Below are 24,732 nucleotides of genomic sequence, written 5' to 3' on the forward strand. Positions count from 1 at the left end.
GGCATAATAGCATTATTAAGAAATTTGTAAAGGGGATTATTAACATGAATGTATTATTTGTATGTATGGGAAATATTTGCCGATCACCAATGGCTGAAGCAATGTTACGAGACGATTTAGCTAAGTTAAACCTTTCTGACCAAGTAACTGTTGATTCTGCTGGCACAAGTTCTTCACAAGAAGGAAATGGCGCCCATGAAGGGACTATTACTAAACTTGTTGAACATCAGATTCCAACAGATGGCTTAATCTCACGTCCGGTTAGTTACTTAGATTTCATTAATAGTGATTTAATTATTGCAATGGATGATATCAATGTTGAGCGTCTTGAAAAAGCTGCACCTGCATCTAAAAAAGAAAAAATCGTTAACTTCCTTTCAATTGTTCCCGGTAAAGAAAAAGAATCTGTTCCTGATCCATGGATTACTGGTGACTTTGACGAAACTTATAACTTAATTAGTCTTGGAATGCCTTACTGGATTGATTATATTAAAGCACAAATTAAATAATAAAAATGACCACAAATTTTAAAATTTGTGGTCATTTTTATTATTTATTATTATGAATCATTTTAAAATACTTTTGAACTGTTTTTGGTGCAGCATTGTATGTCCAATCTTTAACATACTCACCTTGGACCATCAAACGTCCGGCACCCGTATCATCACAAGTAATTAATGTGACTAATTTTTCTCCGGGTACATCATCAATAACTTGAACGTCTGTTGCTTTGATATATTTCATTTTAGATGTTTCATACTCATAAATCTTTTTAGCATCTGTTAAATAGATTTTTTGGCCAATTTTCATGCTAACTAATGGACTAAACAATAAATCCTTTCGAATCATATGATGTCCAGCAAGTGCATAATTACCCTCGCCCATTTTTTGGTTTTCCTTTAAAGTTCCAGCAGCAAGTGCCAAGGTATCAGTGCTAACGCCTTTAGCAATCGGCAAGTTCATTGAGACATCCGGAATACTAATTTCTCCAAGTAAAACCAAATTTTTTTCATTTGCTTTTGCTTTCACGACATCTGCCGTATTCAAACTCTTAACTTCACTAAAATCAAAGGATGCTTTTTTATTTTTATTTTTATCGACTAATTCTGAATTAATGGTTGGGTCTGTTAGTCCAACAATAAAGTTTTTAATTTGTTCATTGAATACTAGCGAAAGCCCCACCAATAACAATAGTATTAATAATATAGTTGTTAGCCATTTTTTCCAACGACTTTTTTTAGCTGCTTTATTTTTTTCCATTAATAACCCCCACTTTCGCTTAACAACTATTTTACCATATAACTTTTATCCTTGTTTAGTGTTATGATTATAATTATCAAAAAATATCTTTAGGGGGACTGTTTAATTTGTTGACTTCACTAAAATCAACATTTTTTCGTTCTAGACAACCTTGGGAACAAAATTTATTTGTTTTATGGTTTGGTACGTTCATGGCTGGCGTGGCATTTAGTTTAATTATGCCATTTATGTCACTTTATATTGATACGTTAGGTGACTTCACCAAAACCGAATTAAATTTTTATAGCGGCATTACCTATTCATCTACATTTTTAATTACCGCCATTGTTTCCCCACTATGGGGTCGTTTAGCTGATCGAAAAGGTCGTAAATTAATGATTTTAAGAGCTTCATTCGGAATGGCCATTGTTTTAGGCCTGATGGGGCTTGTCAGTAACGTTTACCAATTAATTGCGTTACGTTTATTACAAGGTGTCTTTTCTGGTTATATTAGTAACTCACAGGCACTGATTGCAACAGAGACACCCAAGCGGCAAAGTGGTAAAGCACTCGGTATTTTAGTTACCGGTAGTGTTACTGGTACTTTATTTGGACCACTAATCGGTGGCGCAATAGCTGGGGTCTTCGGCTATCGTATTACCTTCTTCATTACTGCTGCGATTTTGCTAATTGTTTTCTTACTTAGTTATTTCTTTGTACATGAACATTTTACGCCTGTTGAAAAAGGTGAAATGCAAACGTCAAAAGAAATCTTCAAGAAATTACATCATCCTAAATTAATTATCGGGATGTTTGTCACTACCTTAATCATTCAAGCATCAAATTATTCCATTAGTCCTATTCTAAGCTTATACGTTCGAGAACTCTTACATAACGTTGGAAATGTTACCTTTATCAGTGGGTGTGTGGCTTCTATTCCAGGAATAGCAACGCTAATTGCTGCGCCTCGCTTAGGAGTACTAGGCGATAAAATTGGAACAGAACGTATTTTAAAAATTGCACTTACTGTCGCAATTTTCATTTTTATTCCAATGGCATTAGTGACTAATGTTTGGCAACTTGGCGGCTTACGTTTCTTAATTGGGATTACGGATGCCGCAATGTTACCTGCAGTTCAAACAATTCTAACAAAAAATACACCGGCAGAATTCACAGGTCGAGTGTTCAGTTACAATCAATCATTCCAAGCCATGGGATCAGTCGTTGGTCCTATGATTGGCTCTACCGTTTCTGGCGTATTCGATTACAAAGGTGTCTTTATTTCTACCGCTATTTTAGTTGGTATTAATCTCATCTGGGTTCTCTACGTCACAAAAGGGATGTATTCACGAAAAGCTGAATAGTAACGTTCAATCTAGTTGAACGTTACTATTTTTTTGTATAAAAAAAGGAAGAAGCTTATTGGCTTCTTCCTTTTCGAAATAGTTCTTATTTTGCAGCGTTTGCGTCTGTAAGACCATATTTCTTGTTGAAACGATCCACACGGCCATCGGCTTGAGTGAATTTTTGACGTCCAGTATAGAATGGATGTGAATCCGATGAAATTTCGACACGAATCAATGGGTATGATTTGCCATCTTCCATTTCAATTGTTTCTTCTGAATGTTTTGTTGAACCTGAGATAAATTTGTAACCTGAAGTAGTATCCATAAATACAACTTCATGGTAATCTGGATGGATTTCTTTTTTCATAAGTAAGTATTCTCCTTTGCCCTAATCCATCTGCTGAATTAGAGTTATTCTTTATATTACAACATGCACAATCTTATCACGAATTAACTCGTTTTACAATTAAATTTTATTTACTTGTTTTTGTTAACTCTTTTAAAAATTCAGCATTATTTTTTGTTTTCTTCATTTTTTGGATAACACGTTCCGTAGCACCTAGTGAATCGCCTGTCATCATCTTTCGAATCTGCCATAGTTCTTCAATTGTTTGCTTAGATAATAATAATTCTTCTTTACGTGTACTTGATTTTTTTAAATCGACAGCAGGGAAGATACGGCGTTCAGCAAGCTCTCTTGAGAGTTGTAATTCCATATTACCGGTTCCTTTGAACTCTTCATAAATCACATCATCCATTCGGCTACCCGTATCAACCAAAGCAGTTCCTAATATTGTCAGGCTTCCACCTTCTTCAATATTACGTGCAGCACCAAAGAATTTTTTAGGTCGATAAAATGCTGCTGGATCAATCCCACCTGATAACGTCCGTCCGCTTGGCGGAATCGTTAAATTATACGCTCTAGCCAAGCGAGTAACTGAATCCATTAAAATAACAACATCTTGCTTATCTTCAACTAATCGCATTGCACGTTCTAAAACAAGTTCAGAAACACGCGCATGGTTCTCTGGTTGTTGATCGAATGTTGACGATACAACATCACCTTTAATTGATCGTTCTAAATCAGTCACTTCTTCAGGTCGTTCATCAATTAATAGTACGATTAATTTTACATCGGGATGATTTTCTGCGATTCCTTGAGCAATCTCTTTAAGTAAAGTTGTTTTCCCAGCTTTAGGTGGTGCCACGATTAAACCACGTTGACCAAATCCAATAGGAGCAAATAAATCAGTTAATCTCGTTGAAAGATTTTGACTAGTTGTTTCTAAAGTTAATTGTCGATTAGGATATAAGGGCGTCAGTGCAGGAAAATGTGGACGTTCCTTTGCTTCTTCTGGATTTTTACCATTAACTGTATCAACGTGCATTAACCCATAATAACGTTCATTAGGCTTTGGTGGTCGTGCTTTACCTCCGACTAAATCCCCATTTCTTAAATTAAATCGCTTAATTTGTGAGGCAGAAATATAAATGTCCTCTTGTGATGGGCCGTAGTTAATTGGACGCAAAAAACCGAATCCATCCTGATTGGGAACAATGTCTAAGACACCTTCCATCAAAATGAATCCTTGTTGTTTTGCTTGAGCCCTTAGAATTGCCAAAGACAATTCTTTTTTATTCATTTGGCTATAATATTGTATTTTATATTCTTGGGCATAGCCATAAATTTCTTTAAGCGTCTTGTCTTTTAATTCACCCATCGTTAAGAAGTCGCTCATTTAATCACCTAATCTTCATCAATAATTTCTACATCAGCAGATAAATTTGTCATTTTTTGTACAACGCAATCATAACCACGTAAAATATTATCGGCTTTCTCAATGACAGTCGTACCATTAGTCATTAAAGCAACTTCAAGTAATGCAGCACCTGCACGAATTTCATCTGCATAAACAGTTTGGCCTGTTAATTCAGTTGATTGATTGATTCGAATAATGCCATCTTTTGATTCAATCTTAACACCCATTCGTTGCATTTCTGGAATGTGCTTAATCCGTTCAGGATAAAGTGTATCAATAATACGACTCTCACCTGTAGCCTTGAGCATAACGGCAGTAATTGGTTGTTGCAAGTCAGTTGCAAACCCAGGATATGGTGAAGTTGTCACTTCAATTGGGATAATTTTATCGCCACCAGGAACAAAAATACTATCTTCATTCACTTGGAAAGTAACGCCCATTTCACTAAGTTTAGCTAAAAATGAATCTAAATGTTCAGTAATAACATTCTTAATTAAAACGCCCTCACCCATTGCAGCAGCAAGTGAGATATAAGTACCAGCTTCAATACGATCTGGAATAATCGTATGCGTATTAACAGCTTTTAAGCTATCAACACCTTGAATTCTGATTTCACCAGTCCCCGCACCACGAATATGAGCACCCATATTATTCAAGAATGTTGCAATATCAATGGTTTCAGGTTCTTTTGCAGCATTTTCAATGATTGTGGTTCCTTTTGCACGGACAGCAGCCAATAAAATGTTAATTGTTGCACCCACTGAAACAAGGTCCATAAAAATACGGGCTCCCTTTAATCCTTCAGGGCCACTCGTAATAATCACTGCGTCTTCTTCTTCGATAACTTCAGCGCCAAGAGCTTTAAATCCCTTGATGTGTTGATCAATCGGACGTGGTCCAATATTATCACCACCAGGAAATCCAACAACTGCACGACCGAACCGACCTAATAAGGCACCCATAAAGTAATAAGAAGCTCTTAAACTTTTAATGGCACCACCAGGTAAAGGTTCATCCTTAATCATCGTAGGATCTACCATTAAGTTACCAGCGTTAAATTCAGACTTAACATTCATTTGATCTAAAATTTTCATTAAATTATGTACATCTAAAATATCGGGGACACTGTCAAAATGCACAGGTGTATCCGCAAGAATAGCTGCAGGAATCAATGCAACAGTACTATTCTTAGCACCACCGATTATTACTTCGCCAGACAGTTTTTTACCGCCTCTAATAATCATCTTTTTCATTTATTATTTCCTCACTTAAAAGTGCTTTCACAAATTGATTATAACTATATTAATAATAAAGAAAAAGTTCACGAAATACAATAGATATTCGCCACTTTATCCAAATATACAATCTTGCCTGATACTATTTTAATAATTGAGCCATATCAGCTGGGAGTTCTGATTCAAAAGCTAATTTTTTACCCGTAAATGGATCTTCAAAGCTTAATTTAGCAGCATGTAATGCCTGTCTATCAATACCTTTGTCCATCGGGCCATCATATAACGCATCCCCAACCAAAGCATGATGAATAAAATCAAAATGTACACGAATTTGATGTGTTCGGCCCGTAACTAACTTCACATCAACTAATGTGTAGTCTGGAAATCTCGTTACAACTTTATAAGTTGTTTCTGAGGCTTTTCCTTCAGCCATAACAGAACGACGAATTTCGCCTTCCTTTTTACCAATTGGTTCTTTAATATCTCCTTGATCACTTTTAACGTCACCTGCAACAATTGCTAAGTATGATTTTTCTAACTGACCATTACTTAATTGAGCAGCAATCAAACTATGTGCAAATCCATGCTTAGCTAATAAAACAAGTCCACTTGTAAAACGGTCTAAACGCGTAATAACATGTGGCACGAAACTACTTGAATGAGTTGCAATCAAATGGCCTTTAACACGGTTAACCAATGTTGTATCTTCATTAGATGGGCCTGGCACGGTTACCATACCAGCTGGCTTATCGACTACTAACCAGTTTTCATCTTCAAAGACGATATTTAATGGTTCATCACTTGCATGTATGGCATCGTTATCTGGTTCTTCTGGCAACGTCAAAATAACTTCATCACCATCAATCAGTTGATAATCCCAATATTCATTCTTTTTGTTAACTCGAACTTGTCCCTCGCCTTGTTTAATTCTGGCGATTAATCGTTTACTAACGCCAACCTCAATTAAAAATTTTTTTAAACTAATTGTGCCTTCACCATTGTTTGTTAGCGTAAATTGCATGTCATTATCCTTCATTTCTCGTCATAACGTTTATTCTCTATCTTATCACACTTGGTAGCCTATAAAAAAAGGCGATTATAATCGTTAAATTATAATCGTCTTTTTTTATTTTGTAATAAATAAATGTTTGCCCAATTCGATACTGTTTAATGCTTCAAAAGAAATCCCCCACGAATATCTCTTGTTAGTTCTCTATAATATAGAGTATACCGAATGATTCATGGGTTGTACTATCAAAAAAAAAACTAGAAACATTTTTACTGATAGTGTTTTCTATTCACGTTTAACAGTCGTTTCCCCATCTCTGGCATATCATTATCAAGTCCTAATGCAGTGATAATATACTTATCAAATGCATTGTTTTTATAATTTTTATTCATGAAATTAGTAACCACCATATCATATCGTTGACTAGAATCATAAATACTGACATTAACGCGTAAATTAATATTTAAATCTTGACTCATATTTCTGACAAATAATTCTTTAATTCGCTCGTTTGCATTTAAATCAACCCCAACTGTTAACATGGTTTCTTTTTCTAACAATCTAGCGCTAAAAATTTCGACCATTTTATTAATAAATGGCTGCCTGTATCGCTTATAGAAATCAGACCATTTTTTAGCTAATAATGGACTGTCGATTAATTCATCCATGGCAATCTCAACATGACGTCGAACTGAATGATTTGAATATTTTTTTCGATAACTATTCATCATGTAAGTTCCCACGGCATCCATCGTTCCATGAAAACAAAATGCTTCAGTACAAATTGGGTACAATGATTTACTAACATTTTCACCGATAATTTTAACATCTAATTTAGATTCAAATCCTTGTTCCAAATATTTAACAGCTTGTTGAAGTTTGGTGTTATTTGTGTGATTAATTGCAATAAAATCGCGGGACAAGTAAGCACTTGAAGGAACTGAAACAAAAGCAGTTGTCCAAGCGTAAAGTAGGGCGCTCTCAAAATGAACATCAATTTTATTTGAGAACTTAATATAAATATCTTGCATCTTTTCTTCAACTTGGTTAAATAGTGAATTATTTGCAATCATATCTGCTAAATCATCAGAAATCACCCAATTATCACGATCTTTTCGCATCATTCGATGAACACTGACCTTCATCCAAATTCTAGTCCTCATTAAATTACTATCATTCACATTGAAGTTAAAATATGTTTCAAATACTTTAATGTATTCAAGAATGACGCCCGCTTCTATCGTATCATTATAGTTAAAATCTGTCGCTAGAAATAGTGAATAGTAAAAAAATCTAATTTGTAATTCAGAACCAACTACCTCACCATGTGCAATTTTAATCTGAAATTCAGACAACAAATTATTAAGTTGCTTAATTCTTCTGAAGATAGATGATTCACTAACATTTAAACTAAGACTCAAATTTTCAATACTGCTATTTTCATCATAATAGAATGCCATTAAAATTTGGTAATTAATAGACTCTTTCACATACCGATAAACCGTTTCGTAAAAATTAATTTTGCCTTTACCTATAAATTGAATGTTATTCTTTTTTATGATCATATAGGGTTCATCACCTGAATTGAATTCGCCATCCAATTACTCTAGTGCAACTCGCAAAGCTGTATTTGAAACATTTAATCGATTACAGATTACTTTTCTTGATAACCCATGTTCATTTAATGATAGCAATTCAATAATTTCACATATTAAAAACTCTGGTCGATCCAGAATATCTTTTTTGTACATTTATTCCTCCGAGAATTCTCATAATTACCAGCATGTCAACTTTAGTAAGAATATTATATATTTTATTTTAACACAAAACATTAAAAAGAGAATTTTCTAACACTATCTTAACAATTATCGTTAACCAGTTAGTTTCTATTTGATTTCTAAATAAAAAAGATTAACTTAAATAAGTTAATCTTTTTACGTTTAAACTTGTTTAATAAACTTAACGAATGCTTGTTGGCCGTGGTCATCTTGTTTATAAACCCCAGCATCTTCAAGAACACGCATAAAGACTTTTCCAACTTCGTTTTGTACGAGCTCACTAACCGTCTCTTTAGAAATCATCGAATTATCACGCTTAATTTCATCAGCCCAAGTTTTATGATAAGCCGCCATGACATTTGGTTGATCTGTTAGATACTTCTCAACCTCTGTTATTTCAGTTTTCAAACGAGGTGGTAAAATAGCTAATCCCATAACTTCAATCAAGCCAATGTTTTCTTTTTTAATATGTTGAACATCAGCATGTGGATGATAAATACCATCTGGAAATTCATCAGATGTTTGATTATCTCGCAAGACTAAATCCAATTCATAACGACCGTCACGCATTCGAGAAATTGGCGTCACAGTATGATGTGGCGTACCGTCAGCATCTTTTGCCAAAATTTGTGCATCGGCATCACTATATTCTTGCCAAGACGTTAAAATTTTTGCTGCTAAATCAGCTAATCGTTCTGGATTTTCACCATTTAAACGAATGACTGACATTGGCCAGTTCACAATACCTGCTTGAATGTCATCAAATCCTGCAAATTGCATTGTTTGACTCATTTCTGCCTTTGCCATTGGAAAATCATGACGTCCACCTTGATAGTGTTCATGCGTTAAAATTGAGCCACCTACAATTGGTAAATCTGCATTACTTCCCGCAAAATAGCCCGGGAATTTTTTAACAATTTGAAGTAAATCTGAAAATGTCGTTTTGTTAATTACCATAGGTTCATGCTTTTCATCTAAGAAAATTGAATGTTCATTGAAGTAAGCATAAGGCGAATATTGAAAGCCCCATGTTGCATCCCCCAAATCAAATCGTACAATCCGATGATTGCGACGAGCTGGGAAATCTAGTCTTCCAGCATAGCCTTCATTTTCCATACATAATTGGCATTTAGGATAACCCGTTTGTTTCATTGTTTTAGCTAAAGCAATTTGCTTTGGATCTTTTTCAGGTTTAGATAAATTAATGGTGATTTCTAAATCACCATAATTTGTTGGTACCTGATAAGCAATGTTTTTCGCAATAGCCGCAACTTTGATGTAATCGTTAGCCTGACTTAATTCATAAAAATAAGCCAAAGCTTTCTCTGGGTCTTTTGCGTATAAATCCCAGAAATGTTTATTCACGTGACTTGGAATTGGTGTGACCAGATCCATTAATTTAGCACCAAGAATATCTTGCTCCGCGATTAGAGCACTGATTTTCTCGTTTTTGATTGCTAAATTAAGTAGCTCGTCTTTAACAGCAATTATTGTGTCAGAAACTGGTTCAGTTACTTCTATCTCTGATTCACCAACCAAATCTAAAACGACGTTTACTAAATAAATTTTATCATCTGTCGAATAAGTCGTTGGATCAAACTGAATAACTTTATCGACGAATTTTGAAATTAATTGTTTAGAATCCATGTTTTTCCCTCTATCTCTTTATGCTTAATCTAATTTTTTAGCGCCATCAGCAATTTCTGCTAAATAGAAACTTGGTGCATAACCGATTTTTTCTTCGTAGATACGACCCACTTCACTTTCAAATGCGTCAACTTTGTCTTTAGCAACAATGGCAATTGCACAACCACCAAAACCAGCACCAGTCATTCGAGCACCTAGTACTCCTGGTTGTTCCCATGCTGTTTCAACAAGTGTATCAAGTTCAATACCCGTTACTTCATAATCAAATTGTAATGAAACATGTGAAGCGTTAACTAATTTACCAAAACGTACTAAATCTTCATTTTTCAAAGCTTCTTGAGCCATAATCGTCCGTTGGTTTTCTGAAACTGCATGACGCGCACGTTTTAGAAGGTTTTCTTTTTGGATTAAGTATGTTTGTAAATCAAAGCTAGCATTGTCCAAATCACCTAATGATTTAATATCATTTTTCTCTTGTAATAATGCTAATGCTGCTTCACATTCACTACGTCGTTCATTATATTTAGAATCTGCTAATTCGCGACGTTTATTTGTATTCATAATAATAATAACGTTGTCTTTTAAATCAATTGGTACTAAATCGTAATCTAGTGTATTTGTATCCAGTAAGATAGCATGATTTGCTTTACTCATACCGACTGCAAATTGATCCATAATTCCTGAATTAACACCGATAAATTTATTTTCTACCATGACACCTGTTTTAACAAGATCAACACGATCAATGTCTAAATTAAATTGATCTTCTAAAATAACACCCATCAATAATTCAATTGATGCAGATGATGATAAACCAGCACCATTTGGAATGTTACCTTCAAGTAAAATATCTAATCCTTTATCAATAACATAACCTTGCTCTTTCAAGTAAACAATCATCCCTTTTGGATAATTAGCCCAGTTATGTTCTTTTTGATATGATAAATCACTTAAATCAAATGAGACAACGCCATTATCTTTAAAGTTATTTGACATGATATTAATTGTTGTATCATCACGTTTTGTTGCAACTGCATATGTGCCTAATGTAATTGCTGTTGGGAAAACATGTCCACCATTGTAATCAGTATGTTCCCCAATTAAGTTGATACGACCTGGTGAGAAGTAACTTGCATTTGCGTCCACACCGTAAACATCTTTAAATTCGCTCTTTAATTCATTAATTTTCATTATATTTTCCTCCAATTTATTAACCGCTTTCATTTTACTAAATATTTACTAAAATTACAATCTTTTTACGACATTCTTTTTATTATGGTAAACTGATACACATAACCAATCAATCAGGAGGTAGTCATGGCAACACTTAAAGACATTGCACAGTTGGCAAAAGTTTCTAATGCAACTGTTTCTCGCGTGTTAAATTACGATCAAACATTATCCGTTGGCGACGATACACGTAAACGAATCTTTGAAGCAGCTGAAAGTTTAAATTATTCAAAAAATAAAAAGAAATCCAGTACACCTCAAGGTAAGATTGCTATTATCGAATGGTATACAGAAAAAGAAGAATTAGATGACCTGTATTACCTTTCAATTCGAATTGGTATCGAACGTAAATTAATTGAACTCGGTTATGAAATTACACGTTTTTTCCAAAATGATCAATTTAGCGCCTTGACTGATACTCTTGGTGCTATTGTTATCGGTAAATACAGTGCAGCACAAATAGCCGGATTTAAAGAACTAAATTCTAATTTAGTTTTTGTTGATATGAACACACTAAATTTTGGTATTAGTTGCGTCATGACTGATTTCAAAACGCCAGTTACAACCGTTATTGACCATTTTAAAAAACAAAATTTAACTAAAATTGGCATGATTGCAGGACAAGAAAGTACATTTGATGATGTCAATTTAGGCCCAGATTCCCGCTTCACTCACTTTAAAAATCACTTAGAACGTACTAGCAACTACCATCCCGAATGGGTTTATACAGGCGATTTCACGCCAGAATCAGGTTATCAATTAACCTTGAAATTATTAAATGATCAATCAGATAATTTACCAGAAGCGTTGTTTATTGCAAATGACGCAATGGCTGTCGGTGCATTACGTGCATTAAATGAAATATCAATTAAAGTGCCTGAACAAATCAGTTTAATTAGTTTTAATGACACATCTATTGCTGAATATACTTTCCCAACGCTTAGTTCAGTTAAAGTTTATACAGAAAAAATGGGTCAATCTGCTGCAGAACTATTAGTCAATCAAATGTCGATGACTGAAATTATCCCTCAGATTATTACCATTGGAACAACCTTAACACTTAGGAATAGTTCCAAATAAAAACAACTGGTATTCAGAAATTAATCTGAACATCAGTTGCTTTTTATTTTTTATTACGACCAATTAACCAGAATACTAGACCAACAGCAAGTAAAATTAAACTACCCACTAACATGGTATTAAATGTGTCACTGATATAATTATTCACAATATCAGTAAAAACAGAAGCTTTACTAGACACAATACCAATTAGGCCACTGTACAAGGCAATTGCAGAACCAATTGAAACTAGAACACCACTCCAGATTGCACTGAATCCGACGTATTTAAGCGGTATAAAGAATGCCCGATTAATAGCCAGTAAGAGTAGCGCAAAAATAACAGAAGCTATTAAACTATACATAAAGGCTGTTTGGACTATTACTTTTACCGAACTAACTGTACTAGCAATTTTTGAAAGATATGGCGTTTGGATATTATTCGTCAAATATTCACTTAAATTACTTTTAAAAGTTGCGACAATCCCATCAATTTTAGCGCTAACCAACGGATTTGATGTGTCCGTTTTTTTCATAACGTTGCTAGCAACTTGATTGGTAATCTCAGTTGGATTGATGACAGTTTGTTTTCCAGCATATACGTTACTAAAACTATTTTTCGCAATGTTAGTAACTTGTTGATTCGTTAAAGCATCTTTAACAGCTGACGTTGGCACATCATTTAATGTCGCAATACTTGAAATACCATCATTCATCTGTCGTGTCACAAGTGTCACGTTCGAATCTGTTAAAATTTTTTCTTCAGTATAAGTTTGATTCAAAACGGTTATTTTTAAGACACTTGTCACAAATAGTACGATTAAACTAAGGCTCAAGAAGAAAGATATCCAGCCGTTTAGACCTTTATGGTTGTCTATCTGATAGGTCTCAGTATGTTGCTTTTGGAATTCTGCACGCATGATTCTATCCCCTTTTGTTAATTCTCAAATTATTTAAATTTTAACATTCAATTGTAGGTTAATTGTACGCGACATGATTGAAAAATGGTAGTTTGATTTATTAATCATGAAATTTTATCATTATGCCCCATTATGTTATTATCCCAGTAATTACTGTTTAACTTTTTCAAACTAGAAAGAGGTTATATCATGCCTAATAGCTTAGGATTAATTTTAAAAGAAACTCGCCAATCGCTACACTTAACTCAAAAAGAAGTTTCCAAAGATATTTGTGCGCAATCGATGCTTAGTGCTATTGAAAATAATAAATACATACCTAATGCACAGCTCTTAATCCAACTATGTCATAAATTATCGATTACTTTAGACCAAATAAGTCTTCTGGAAAATTTTGATATCAGTTCAGAAAATGAATTCAATGAACGTGTATCTAAGTTATGTAATCAACACCAATACAAAGAGTTACTCCAGTTTCTAAATAAAGAAACGGTTACCAATAATTTAAAAACGGATAAGCAACTTCAGGCATACTATTATTATATCGGTATTGCAACTCTACATACTGAAAATAAATTGATTGCTACCGAAAAATATATTAAGTTGTCCCTTGCTTCCAGTAATAAAATTCTGCCAGATACCCTTACCCGACTTGGTACCGTCTCTTTGGCCTTTATATATGCAAAGCAAAATTTACAAAATAAGGCTGAGAAATATATTGATCAGACTTTTATGGACTTTAATAAATTATTTTATGAAGAAAATCAAAATATTTTATTCTATTTGACAGCACTTATTTATTTTAAGCTCAATAATTTAACAATGTCTCTTAATTGGATAAACAAGTCTGTTAAATTCGCTACTGATCATAACTCACACTATATGTTAGCCAACTCTTTTTATTTAATGGCTCAAATTGCAAAAAGAGCAGAAGATAAAGATAATTTTTTAGCCGCTACTGAAAAGCAACAGCTACTAACTGGCCTTTTTAATGAACAAATTTATAAAAATATTTAGAATATCAGAATACTGATTTTTAATTTTTACTCAAATTGGATAGGATGAAGTCATCAAATAAAAGGAGGTTTCATCCTATGGAAAAACCACTATTTTCAAATGTTATTTCAATCAAATCAAGTAAAGAAAAAATCGCGTTGTTTTTAAAAAATCCGGAAACTTTACTGAAATGGATACCTGATATTATTCAGGTACAGCCAATTGACAACAATAAATTCAATATTCACAGAACAGATTCTGCTTTGAATAAAAATGAGGAAATTTCTGTTAGTTCAGAAAATGATACAATCTACTATGAAAGTACCGGAGGAAAACTCGAATACACTCTAATTTTTAATTTGACTAGTAAAAATGCAACAACATTATTAGAAGAAAATTTTTACTTGTCTGAAAATGATCATTCACATTTACCATTAAAATTACTCATGCCAATCGCTAAACATGCCTTTAATTCAAACTTACAAAGCTTTAAACGAATAATTGAAAACAACTAAAAAAGAGATTCCTGCAAGGAGTATGGCTAATTTTTGTTACTTCTTGGTAGCTTGTAAAATTAATCCGAACGCTGTTCGGACAAAAAAGGTCAGCTTCCTTTAAAATGGTGTTTACCACAAACACACTTTCTAGGAACTGATCTTTTGTCTAGTATAACCTAATCTGAACGAATTAAAATTGAAACTTTCTGTGAGTTAGAACTATCTAATTCTGAAATGACCATCATTTAAACCGTTCACCAGGTTTCAAATTATAGTTGCAGCGCCTTAATGATTTCAACTTTTTTAAACTATATAATATAGATTTTTGTTTCTAAAAATCGTTATAAAAAACAAATTTAACACCATCATAGCTGCCTTTCAAGAGAAAAATTTCAAATTCTTTTACACAAACGTTAATATATTGTTCTACATCCTCTTTTTTAAGTAAACCTGGAAAGTCTTCGATAGACATATCATCAAAATCAGCATCCAAGTCTTCAATAATTTCACTAATATCACGATCAATTATTTCGTTGACCCCAGTCGATAAGTATTTGTTATTTTTCAAAGTTACCAGTTTATATTGTTTTATCAGAATACCATTATAATAGTGAAAGTCTAAATAGAATCTTCGTAGCGCTTCATCCTTACTATAACTCATGTTTTCTAAAATATATTTTTTATAAACAGTTTTTAGCCAAATATCATCAGATATAAGATGAAGATAATATCCTAGTTGAAACGTATTCAAACATGTTCCATACTCCTCTAGAAACATGTTTGGAAACATATCATGTTCTCCATCTTCGCGTTTCACCATAAAGTGCGTAAGCTCTTTGGGTGTTCTCGAATTTTTGTTAACATCTGGAGTAATACTTCCAATTAAAAAATCATTTCCAAACCCATGCTTATTATTTATTACTTGTGCAATTGATAAATGCATTATTCTTGATCCCATTTGTCTAACATCCTTTTTTTACTGTGTGAGTATAATAATCTTGTAAGTATAATTTACTGTCATTTGCATAAAAACCCTCTTTAATCATGAGATGTGGCAACGCAACACAATTTTTCCCCATTGTAACACCTGGATATGTCATAGTGTAAGCTCCAATGCGACAGTGATCACCTATAATGGCTCCAAATTTTGAACTTGTTTTTAAATATGTTTTATCATCGAAAAAAATTTTTTTTGTTTTATGCCATCCAGTCGCGTCAATTTCATCATACAAGTTAAAGCTGGAAGTCGACGCATAAGCTGAAAAGTTTACATCACTTCCAATAAAAGACCGCGTTATTGTATTAAAGTGTGCAATATGCGTATCATCCAGAATCACACTATTAATAATCTCCGAGGAATGCCCAATTATAGTATTTTCCCCAATATAACAGCCACCTCGAATAAATGCACTTTTCCCAATCAATGCATTGTCTTTGATGACTGCTGGGCCTTTGATGTAAGCAAACCCCTGAATAATAACATTTTCACCGATATACACATTCCCCTCAATAATTGCACTCTTTGATATTTGGCTACTATTTGCAGTGTATGAATGATTTAATCTAGTTAGATCCACATAATTAAAATTATCCAAAAAATCAACAACAGTTTGCTTCAACATACCATTACGCAATCTCTCATCATTAACGTCTATAAAATTGTGTAAATCAACAACGTTCTTAGTTTTCATTATTTCCACCAGCTTTACTCAACTCTCCATTTAATAATTCCGTTTTAGTTCCAATCCAAGTTCTAATTGAGCTTAAACCATATTTATTGAACATATATTTTCTTTTCCTTAGCGTATATTTTTTAGCTTCTTCGGTGCTTACTGTATTTTTATTTTTTTCATGTGGATAGTGAACTGCAATCGCAGATCTATCAAGGATAAATCTAATATGATGCACAAATGCGTTAATAGCGAAATCTGCATCCTCTCCACCATAAGTTGTGTAAGCCTCATCGAATCCTCCGATTCTTTGATAGGCATCTTTTGATATTCCAATATTACATGACCAACCAATTACCCATGGTGCTGGCCACTTAGACAAATCATCTCCCATTGACTGGTATACTGATTCACGGCGATCATACGCATTTAAATTCAATAATACTTGAATCGTGCCATCGACATCCGCCGCATTAAAGTTATCAATAATTGCCTGTTTATATTTATCATGATCATCAAATCCCGCAACATAACCAATCACAAAACTATTTTCATTATTTACTAAAATTCTATGGTACTCACTCACAAATGTACTACAAACTGCAATACCAGCATCAATAAATACGAGATATTTACCCCCAGAGATATTTGCTCCAGCATTTCTCGCTTCAGAAACCTTAAATCCATTATCCGACTGATAATAGTACTTAATATTCAGTGATGTCTCAAATGCCTTAACAATTGAGATTGTTTCTTCAGACGATCCATCATCGACAACTATTACTTCAAAAGTCGTATTATTCAGTTTTTGTTTAAGTAGTGACTGCAAACTAATTTCAAGTAATTTATTCCGATTGTAGGTTGGAATGATTACGGATATATCAAAATTTTCCATTACTATGCGCTCCCTTTAAGACTAACTTAGTGCTATTATTTTCGTACAGCTTTAAAAACGGTGTGTAAACAACAAAAGACATAATGATAATTACGATTTGAAACACAACATATTTATAACTTCCTAGCAAAAAGCCTGAAATTAATGGTGGTGTTATCCACGGAAGAATGACACCGTTAAACGGCGGAATAACTCCATATAGAATACAAAGATATAAAGACATTCCGGTAATAACTGGAATAAAAATGAACGGTACTACCATGTATGGATTCAATACAATTGGTAGTCCAAAAACTATTGGTTCGTTAATATTAAATAAACAAGGTACAAAAGCACCTAATCCTAGCTTGCGATTACCTGACTCTTTTGAAAAAATAATCATTGATAGAATAAGCCCTATACTAATACCGCTTCCTGTCATAGTAATAAATTGATTTAAAAACTGTTGAGTTACTATATGCGCTCCATTCACTATTGTTAGATTATGGTGTGCTGCTATAATCGACTGGTTTTCAATAGTATTTGTCAATAAAATCGGTGTTATTACTCCACCAATAACGGAATTACCGTGAATGCCAAAAAACCAAAAAACTGAAATCAATGCCGAGATAGAAATCACACCAAAAAACGTGTCCGATAAGTTTTGTAAAGGAAGCTGCAAAAGAGTATAAATAGTCTCTACGAAGGTTCTTTTTATGATAAATTGAAATACAAATTGAACGACACCTATAACAATAAAACAACAAAACATCGGAATTAAAGACTCAAAAGCTATTCCAACATTACTCGGTAAATCTTTAAAAACTTTATTTCCAATCCTTAAGTTAACAATCTTTTCAAAGAAAATAGGGATGAGTATTCCGATTAACATCGCTGCAATAATCCCCTTGCTTCCAATCCAATCAATGGTTATATTCTTTACTATTTTTACATTTTCTGCTCCACAAAGAACTAAAAATGAAATTAGTGCGGTAATAGTTGTTTCTAGTTTTAATTTTTCGTTTTTAGTCATCGAAAAAGCAATTCCTAAACAACTTACTACACCTAAAATGTTGAACGAAAAAGTAATCAATCGATTCATTAAGACTTTCAAATCGGGATTAATATCAAATTGTACAAGAATAATGAAAATAGAACTTACAATTGTAATGGGGATGGTATATATCATCCCATCTTTGATTCCAGTCAAAATTCTGGAATTGAAGAAACGATTAGTTGCCGATGTAAGCGATTTCATTTATTCTACTTCTTTCTTCACATAATTACTTATATCACTGTATACATTTATTAAATATCTAGCAGCAGTCTTGACAGGCAACGGACTATCATTATAAGTAAATGACTTATTAATGCTTTGAAGCATTGTTATATCATTATAATCATCTCCGACAGAATACACATTATTAATATTTACTTTTTTTATGTTAACCAACCAATTAATTGCAGTACTCTTATCAATACCCACACGCGTAATGTCTAAGTATTTTCCATTGCGATTGAAATTCAATATTCTTTTCGTTGCTATTTTCTCACTTATAGCATTGATAATTTTAGTACTTGCTACGACAGTAATTGAACAAATATTATCCGAGCTAGGATTTAATTTATCGAAACTACGTAATTCATTGTCACTACTTGAAATCATAATTCGTTCGATTGAACTCAAGTATTTATTAATTATTTCTTTTATCGCATTGATCTGCTCCCCGTTCAGATAGAATGCTTTAATAATCTGACCTCTACTATCAATTACTATTGAGCCATTTGATGCTAGAGCGTAGTTAAACTCAGGTAGACCATATTTTTCTTTCGCATTGACTATCGATTTTGGAGATCTTCCGGTGGCCACAACAAAGAGATCATTTTCTTTGTTGTGTTTCGCAATAGTCTCTCTTGTATTCTTATCTACAAAGTCACCTCTCAAAATCGTTCCATCAAAATCACTAACTAGCATATTCATTTAATCACCCCTACATATTATTTCCGCGAACCAAATCTTTTTAACCCCCATATCATTTTTACTCCTACACAGTTCGCTACACCCACATTATTTACCTAATGTCTAGATATTTCAAGGGAATTTTTTTATATATGTTATTTTGAGATTTTGAATCAGTATTAAATAACCACTCGGTTCAATTTTAATACCGCTCAGATTTAAAGATTAACTGATTATTCTTTTAAAAAGGGCTCTTTGTCAACTGGTGTTGGTGGCGGAATACTAAGGTATTTGTCGAAAGACAGATGCCTTTTCTTATGCAAAATTAATTCAATTCGGGTAAAGAAATGCTGGTTATTTTTGAATCCATAACAATTACGTTTAAGGTAGATTGTGAAAAACTATAATCGTTTTCTATTTCTTCTTGTCTTATTATCATTGTTGCATCCTCCTTTCCATACTTTATTTATTACTTCAACACATATCGCGTATTGTCCCACAATATCACTGCTAGTTACGATCACAAACTACTCTACTTTATGCTATCCTATTTTAAAATCGGTTAAAAAAAAGTATATTGCAGGAATCTCTTTTTTAGTTGTTTTTATTTAAATGAACATCTAAGACAAATTTATTATGATTGCTCACAAATCTTGACGTCGAATATTCAAAGGCGCGGCCTTTTTGATCATAAGCGATTTGATCAATTACAAAAATTGGACTATCCAAGGAAACTTCTAAAACTTGACTAGTTTCTTTGTTTGCTGGTTCAGCATAAACCACTCGTCTTGCATCTGTTAACTGTAAGTTCGCGTGACTCCCTAAATAGTCATACACGGATCCTGATAATACCTTTTCATCGATAGGCGCAATTGAGACCGGCATCACTGAGTGCTCAAAACTATAGACCTTTTTATTAATCAATCTAACCCTTTTAATTTCATAAACTGGATCATTAGATAATATTTGTAGATTTTTTTGTTCTATTTCTGTTGGTAATCGGGCATTAAAATGTATTAATTTACTTGATATTTTTTGATCTCGATGTGAATATGTGACACCAACAGGTAAATCTAGAGGCAACATCTCCGTAGATTGACTATCCATTCTTGGTCGCACATACGTCCCTGACCCTTGCTTACTATAAACTAATCCTTCATCAATTAGTAAATTTAATGATTTTTTTAACGTTAATCTAGAAACTTGGTATTTTTCGGTTAATATTTCTTGAGTTGGCAGTAAAGCCCCGGCACGATAATGATTTGTTAAAATATCTCGTTTAATATCTGAGTATATTTCTCGATATCTGTACATTTGTCTACCTCATTTCTATACATTTGTATATACATATTATATTATATAATTTAATTTGTAAACACGTTTCATTTAAATATGTATTTACAAATTAAAAAGATGTTGTTATACTTTGTTTATAGAAAGCGCTTTCTATAAACAAAATTAAAAGGAGTCTTTATTATGCATTTTAACTTAGAAAAAATCCAGGGGCCACTCTTAAAAGTTTCAGCATGGGTTGAAAGAAATACCATTTTACAAGCTATTAAGAATGCCTTTGTTAGAACAATTCCGTTTACTGTTGTCGGATCATTCTCAAATCTAATCAAAATGGAACTTGATGCATTAATTAAAGCAAAAGATATTCATAATGTCATTTTAACAAGTATTAGTGACTTATTCGGCTACATTGGTACTGCTACTCTTGGTATTGTTGCACTAATCGTTGTTTTTTCATCAGCATACTCGTATGCAATGGAATTAAAAAAGGACGAAAAAAATAAAGGTTTAAATCCAATTATTGCCACATTATTGGCATTCGCAGCATACTTCGTCATGATTCCTAATAACGTTAACTTTTTGGATAGCAAAGCTAAAGTTGTTGAAGGTTTTTCAACTTCATTCTTTAGTTATGAAGGTATGTTTACAGCCTTAATTGTTGGAATGCTTGCCGTTTCGTTGTTCGCTCGATTCGCAAGAAGTAAGTTCACGATTAAAATGCCTGGTAACGTACCACAAAATGTTTTCGATTCATTTTTCTCATTAATTCCAATTTCCGAAGTACTTATTATTTTTGGTATCGTAAGAATTACAATACAGTCACTTGGCTATGTTTCATTAGTACAAATGATTGCTGATATTGTTATCTCACCAATGTTAAGCGTTGGTGTTGGGCTTCCAGCTATTATTATTGTTATTTTATTAGAACAAATCCTTTGGTTCCTTGGTTTACATGGTTTCAATATCGTCTGGGGCGTTATTTCAGCCTTCTGGTTACCACTATTCCTTAAAAACGTTGCAAAATTTGCTGAAACTCAAAGTTTTGCTGATATTTCAATTTCACCTAATACAATGACAAATGTTTACGCCATGATTGGTGGTTCTGGTGCAACATTTGGTTTAATTATTGCAATGCTGATTTTCACAAATAAAGGTGAAAAAGAGCGAGAAGTTGCAAAACTAGGTTTCATTCCAAGTTGTTTTGGTATTAATGAACCTGTTATTTTCGGTTTACCTATTGTTTTAAATCCACTAATGTTCATTCCATGGATTGTTGTACCTGTCACAAATGCAATTATTGCATATGTTGTAACTTCAATCGGTTGGGTTGTACCTCTTGTAGTTTTAAATTCTGGTAATGAACCTATTTTCATTAGCACTTGGGTATTAGGTGCATTCCATCTAAGCCCAGTCGTTTTAACTGCTGTTTTAGTTGTCTTAGATACTGCACTATATGCTCCATTTGTTATTATCAACCAACGCCATGAACGTGCAGAAGCAAGAAAATTGGATGCAGACATGGTTACAGAATAATCTGAATTTAATTCAAGAGAAGAAAGGGTGTTTCATTTGAAACAGATTCATGCAATCGCACATACTCATTGGGATTTTGAATGGTATTTTACACGTCAAGAGGCTCGAATTCAATTTGCCTTCCATATGGACGAAGCTTTTGAGGCATTATCTAAAAATGAACTAGATTATTATCTATTAGATGGACAGATGTCAATTATTGATGATTATCTAAATACAGCTCCAGAAAAAGAAGATCTTATCAAAAAATATGTTTCTATGGGTCGTTTACTCATTGGACCTTGGTATACTCAAATTGATGAAATGGTTACTTCTGGAGAATCTATTGTTCGCAATATCAGAATTGGATCAAAGCTAGCTGACAATTTAGGTGGCGTAATGAAAGTTGGGTATCTCCCAGATTCATTTGGACAAGGACAAGATATGCCAAAAATATATAATGGATTTGGTATTAATAGCACCGTTTTCTGGCGTGGGTTCCCTACAGAAAACGATTCCCGCTATTTTTACTGGACAAGTAATGACTCCTCCAAAGTTTTAGTTGCTAATATTAAAAATGGCTATTATGCAGGTGTAGATTTAGTTGAAAATGATAACTTTTTCGATTTAACGGAGAAAATCTCAACGAATACTACATCTGACAATCTTGTTTTACCAATTGGTGGCGACCAGCGAGCTATCGATCATAATTTAAAAGATAGACTTGCAACTGCTAATAGTGTTCTTTTACAATCTGATTCTGTTATTCAAGAAAGTACGTATCCAAAATTTTTTGATGCATTAGCTAAGGAGTCCAATTTACCATCATTTAATGGAGAATTCATTGATCCATCAGATTCTAAAATACATCGAGGAATCTATTCTTCTCGTTACGATTTAAAACAGCTTTACGATAAATTAGAACGGAGAATGACTTATGAAGTCGAGCCTTTAATGGCTATTGCTACACATCAGGGTATATCTGAAAAGCAAGGTTTAATTGATGATATTTGGAAGACTATTGCCCGTGGACAAGCTCATGATAGTTCCGGTGGCTGTAACAGTGATAAAACAAATCAAGATATCTTACATCGTGGAATTGTGGCAGATCAATTATCTCTTTCACTCAAAGATTATCTACTTCGTAAACTAAGTATTTCTATTTCAGATAAAAAACAATTAAATTTATTTGCTTGGAATCCACTTCCTTTACCAGTTAATGAAATTCGTGAATTCGAAGTTAGTACTTCTTTTGCTAATTTTAATCTTAAAACAATAGACGGCATTGATGTTCCTTTTGATATTATTTATCAAAAGGAAGAAAATGCAGCAGTTTTACGCCGTGATCAAACTGAAATGACTGATGATTTTTATTATATTACTAAAATTGCTTTTAAAACGATCATATCAGCTACAGATTGGACTGGCTACTGCATTCAGTCCGTCTCTGAAAACAACCCAGTAAATACATTAGAAGTATCTACTGATATTCAAAATGATTTCTACAAAATTTCTTTTGATGACGGGCAATTAAATCTTAAAACAAAGTTTGATAATCACTCATATTCTAATTTTATGACAATTGAAGATAGCGGTGATGAGGGTGATACGTATGACTACTCTCCTGCATTCAAAGATTGGTTATTAACTTTAGATTTTTCAAAATCTGATTCAATAACATTTAAATCAGGAAAATTATATCAAATTATGTCAATTACTGGTTCGTGGACCTTACCAATCAACTTAGAGGAGCGTGCACTAAAAACTAAAACTGGTCGATTAAATTATCAATTAACATTAACATTAACAAAAAATTCTAACGTTATTAAATTTAAGATGCACATTGATAATACTATTCTTGATCATCGTATGCGACTTATTTTAAATACACAATTAACGAATGTCGTTAGCTCGTTCGCAGATACCCCATTTGGTATCATTGAACGTCCTACTGAAGACAAACACCTTAAAGACTGGGAACAAATTGGTTATAAGGAAGAACCAACAAGTATGCGACCAATGATTCATTTCGCTAATTCACATAATAAAGAAGTAAGTTGGTCTTTTCTAACCTTAGGTACGAAAGATTTTCAATTAATTGATAAATCTTTTGATAAATTAGCGATTACATTGTTTAGAGGAGTAGGTTTCTTAGGACGTCCTGACTTAATGCGCCGTCCCTCAGATGCTTCAGGTCTACAAACAAAAATTGTATCAACTCCGGATAGTCAATTAAATAAAGAATTAATATTTGAAGGTGGGCTAGTTGTTGAAGCTGACTTCAAGCCTATTGAACTTCAAAATAAGCATCGCCAATTAAGTCAAAATGAACTTTTCTATCAAGATCAAATAATAAATCGCTTCTCAACACCTTTACAATATTTCATGATGAATCCAGCAAAGACTAACGTTAATCACAATTCAATTATGTCCGTTCAAAATTTAAAGGTCATTATGAGTAGTTTTTCAATATCAGATGATAAAACTGGATTTGAACTTCGTCTTTATAATCCAACTGATAACGTTATCAATCAACCTGGCAATCTCTCATTAAATACTACTTGTAACATTGCTGAACTCGATTTAAATGGTAAAGTTAGCCATTTCATTAATTCAAAAGTTACCACCGTTGATTTACTATCGTTTGGTCCAGGAGAAATTAGAACTTACGGTATCTTTCCAATTAAATAAGTAATTATGATAACTTACGA

At 33.2% G+C, this 24,732-nt stretch carries 23 protein-coding genes; 7 read left to right on the forward strand and 16 right to left on the reverse strand.

Going from position 1 to position 24,732, the window contains the following annotated elements:
• Positions 1-44 precede the first annotated feature (44 nt).
• A complete protein-coding gene (locus AC1RPR_RS00130; RefSeq protein ID WP_481760864.1) occupies positions 45-509 on the forward strand; it encodes a low molecular weight protein-tyrosine-phosphatase in 465 nt (154 codons plus the stop codon).
• Positions 510-549: 40 nt separating this feature from the next.
• Here the strand turns inward: AC1RPR_RS00130 and AC1RPR_RS00135 are convergent, their stop codons facing one another.
• The gene (locus tag AC1RPR_RS00135; protein ID WP_481760865.1) at positions 550-1,260 is read right to left on the reverse strand and encodes a class A sortase; all 711 of its coding nucleotides are present in this window, start codon (positions 1,258-1,260) and stop codon (positions 550-552) included.
• A gap of 107 nt (positions 1,261-1,367) precedes the next feature.
• Here AC1RPR_RS00135 and AC1RPR_RS00140 point away from each other — a divergent pair, with 107 nt between their 5' ends.
• Entirely contained in the window at positions 1,368-2,603 is a 1,236-nt protein-coding gene (locus tag AC1RPR_RS00140) for a multidrug efflux MFS transporter (RefSeq protein ID WP_481760866.1), read from the forward strand.
• Positions 2,604-2,688: 85 nt separating this feature from the next.
• Here the strand turns inward: AC1RPR_RS00140 and AC1RPR_RS00145 are convergent, their stop codons facing one another.
• The 8 genes from AC1RPR_RS00145 to AC1RPR_RS00180 all read right to left on the reverse strand — a co-directional run bounded on the left by AC1RPR_RS00145 (position 2,689) and on the right by AC1RPR_RS00180 (position 11,205).
• Positions 2,689-2,952: a type B 50S ribosomal protein L31 gene (locus tag AC1RPR_RS00145; RefSeq protein WP_409021601.1), complete on the reverse strand. Its 264-nt coding sequence runs from the start codon at positions 2,950-2,952 to the stop codon at positions 2,689-2,691.
• Between the two features lie 106 nt (positions 2,953-3,058).
• Positions 3,059-4,324, reverse strand: a complete 1,266-nt coding sequence (gene rho, locus AC1RPR_RS00150; protein ID WP_409021602.1) for a transcription termination factor Rho — start codon at positions 4,322-4,324, stop codon at positions 3,059-3,061.
• Between the two features lie 8 nt (positions 4,325-4,332).
• Entirely contained in the window at positions 4,333-5,598 is a 1,266-nt protein-coding gene (locus AC1RPR_RS00155) for a UDP-N-acetylglucosamine 1-carboxyvinyltransferase (RefSeq protein ID WP_481760867.1), read from the reverse strand.
• A 124-nt stretch (positions 5,599-5,722) separates the two neighbouring features.
• Complete coding sequence (locus tag AC1RPR_RS00160) at positions 5,723-6,601, reverse strand: RluA family pseudouridine synthase (RefSeq protein ID WP_481762396.1); 879 nt, start codon at positions 6,599-6,601, stop codon at positions 5,723-5,725.
• 257 nt (positions 6,602-6,858) lie between these two features.
• A complete protein-coding gene (locus AC1RPR_RS00165; RefSeq protein WP_481760869.1) occupies positions 6,859-8,154 on the reverse strand; it encodes a helix-turn-helix domain-containing protein in 1,296 nt (431 codons plus the stop codon).
• Between the two features lie 36 nt (positions 8,155-8,190).
• Positions 8,191-8,340 (reverse strand): hypothetical protein, encoded by a 150-nt coding sequence (locus tag AC1RPR_RS00170; RefSeq protein WP_481760870.1) that lies wholly within the window; start codon positions 8,338-8,340, stop codon positions 8,191-8,193.
• Between the two features lie 189 nt (positions 8,341-8,529).
• Positions 8,530-10,014 carry a UDP-glucose--hexose-1-phosphate uridylyltransferase gene (galT, locus tag AC1RPR_RS00175; protein ID WP_481760871.1) on the reverse strand — a complete coding sequence of 495 codons (1,485 nt, stop codon included), beginning with the start codon at positions 10,012-10,014 and terminating at the stop codon, positions 8,530-8,532.
• 24 nt (positions 10,015-10,038) lie between these two features.
• Positions 10,039-11,205 (reverse strand): galactokinase, encoded by a 1,167-nt coding sequence (locus AC1RPR_RS00180; protein ID WP_481760872.1) that lies wholly within the window; start codon positions 11,203-11,205, stop codon positions 10,039-10,041.
• A gap of 126 nt (positions 11,206-11,331) precedes the next feature.
• On the opposite strand from AC1RPR_RS00180, the gene AC1RPR_RS00185 reads away from it, so the two are divergent.
• Positions 11,332-12,324, forward strand: coding sequence for a LacI family DNA-binding transcriptional regulator (locus tag AC1RPR_RS00185; protein WP_481760873.1), 993 nt, complete (start codon positions 11,332-11,334; stop codon positions 12,322-12,324).
• A 43-nt stretch (positions 12,325-12,367) separates the two neighbouring features.
• On the opposite strand, the gene AC1RPR_RS00190 is transcribed toward AC1RPR_RS00185, so the two are convergent.
• The gene (locus tag AC1RPR_RS00190; RefSeq protein ID WP_481760874.1) at positions 12,368-13,222 is read right to left on the reverse strand and encodes a hypothetical protein; all 855 of its coding nucleotides are present in this window, start codon (positions 13,220-13,222) and stop codon (positions 12,368-12,370) included.
• A gap of 189 nt (positions 13,223-13,411) precedes the next feature.
• Here AC1RPR_RS00190 and AC1RPR_RS00195 point away from each other — a divergent pair, with 189 nt between their 5' ends.
• Together AC1RPR_RS00195 and AC1RPR_RS00200 are read left to right on the forward strand one after the other, a co-directional pair.
• Positions 13,412-14,236 carry a helix-turn-helix domain-containing protein gene (locus AC1RPR_RS00195; protein ID WP_481760875.1) on the forward strand — a complete coding sequence of 275 codons (825 nt, stop codon included), beginning with the start codon at positions 13,412-13,414 and terminating at the stop codon, positions 14,234-14,236.
• Positions 14,237-14,313: 77 nt separating this feature from the next.
• Positions 14,314-14,730, forward strand: a complete 417-nt coding sequence (locus tag AC1RPR_RS00200; protein WP_481760876.1) for a hypothetical protein — start codon at positions 14,314-14,316, stop codon at positions 14,728-14,730.
• A gap of 313 nt (positions 14,731-15,043) precedes the next feature.
• Here the strand turns inward: AC1RPR_RS00200 and AC1RPR_RS00205 are convergent, their stop codons facing one another.
• The 6 genes from AC1RPR_RS00205 to AC1RPR_RS00230 all read right to left on the reverse strand — a co-directional run bounded on the left by AC1RPR_RS00205 (position 15,044) and on the right by AC1RPR_RS00230 (position 20,530).
• Positions 15,044-15,670, reverse strand: a complete 627-nt coding sequence (locus AC1RPR_RS00205) for a hypothetical protein (protein ID WP_481760877.1) — start codon at positions 15,668-15,670, stop codon at positions 15,044-15,046.
• Between the two features lie 4 nt (positions 15,671-15,674).
• Positions 15,675-16,403, reverse strand: coding sequence for a DapH/DapD/GlmU-related protein (locus AC1RPR_RS00210; RefSeq protein WP_481760878.1), 729 nt, complete (start codon positions 16,401-16,403; stop codon positions 15,675-15,677).
• Positions 16,393-17,277 (reverse strand): glycosyltransferase, encoded by an 885-nt coding sequence (locus AC1RPR_RS00215; RefSeq protein ID WP_481760879.1) that lies wholly within the window; start codon positions 17,275-17,277, stop codon positions 16,393-16,395. Before AC1RPR_RS00215 ends, AC1RPR_RS00210 begins: the two co-directional genes overlap by 11 nt.
• On the reverse strand, positions 17,264-18,514 hold the full coding sequence (locus AC1RPR_RS00220; RefSeq protein ID WP_481760880.1) for a PTS sugar transporter subunit IIC: 1,251 nt from the start codon (positions 18,512-18,514) through the stop codon (positions 17,264-17,266). The genes AC1RPR_RS00215 and AC1RPR_RS00220 overlap by 14 nt, the downstream gene beginning before the upstream one ends.
• A complete protein-coding gene (locus AC1RPR_RS00225; RefSeq protein ID WP_481760881.1) occupies positions 18,515-19,237 on the reverse strand; it encodes an HAD-IIB family hydrolase in 723 nt (240 codons plus the stop codon).
• Positions 19,238-19,810: 573 nt separating this feature from the next.
• Complete coding sequence (locus AC1RPR_RS00230; protein WP_481760882.1) at positions 19,811-20,530, reverse strand: GntR family transcriptional regulator; 720 nt, start codon at positions 20,528-20,530, stop codon at positions 19,811-19,813.
• A 162-nt stretch (positions 20,531-20,692) separates the two neighbouring features.
• On the opposite strand from AC1RPR_RS00230, the gene AC1RPR_RS00235 reads away from it, so the two are divergent.
• Both AC1RPR_RS00235 and AC1RPR_RS00240 read left to right on the forward strand, forming a co-directional pair.
• The gene (locus AC1RPR_RS00235) at positions 20,693-22,042 is read left to right on the forward strand and encodes a PTS sugar transporter subunit IIC (RefSeq protein ID WP_481760883.1); all 1,350 of its coding nucleotides are present in this window, start codon (positions 20,693-20,695) and stop codon (positions 22,040-22,042) included.
• A 36-nt stretch (positions 22,043-22,078) separates the two neighbouring features.
• On the forward strand, positions 22,079-24,712 hold the full coding sequence (locus AC1RPR_RS00240) for a glycoside hydrolase family 38 N-terminal domain-containing protein (RefSeq protein WP_481760884.1): 2,634 nt from the start codon (positions 22,079-22,081) through the stop codon (positions 24,710-24,712).
• Positions 24,713-24,732: the final 20 nt, after the last annotated feature.

It is taken from the genome of Dellaglioa sp. CoH-57-MRSF-22, assembly GCF_056781895.1.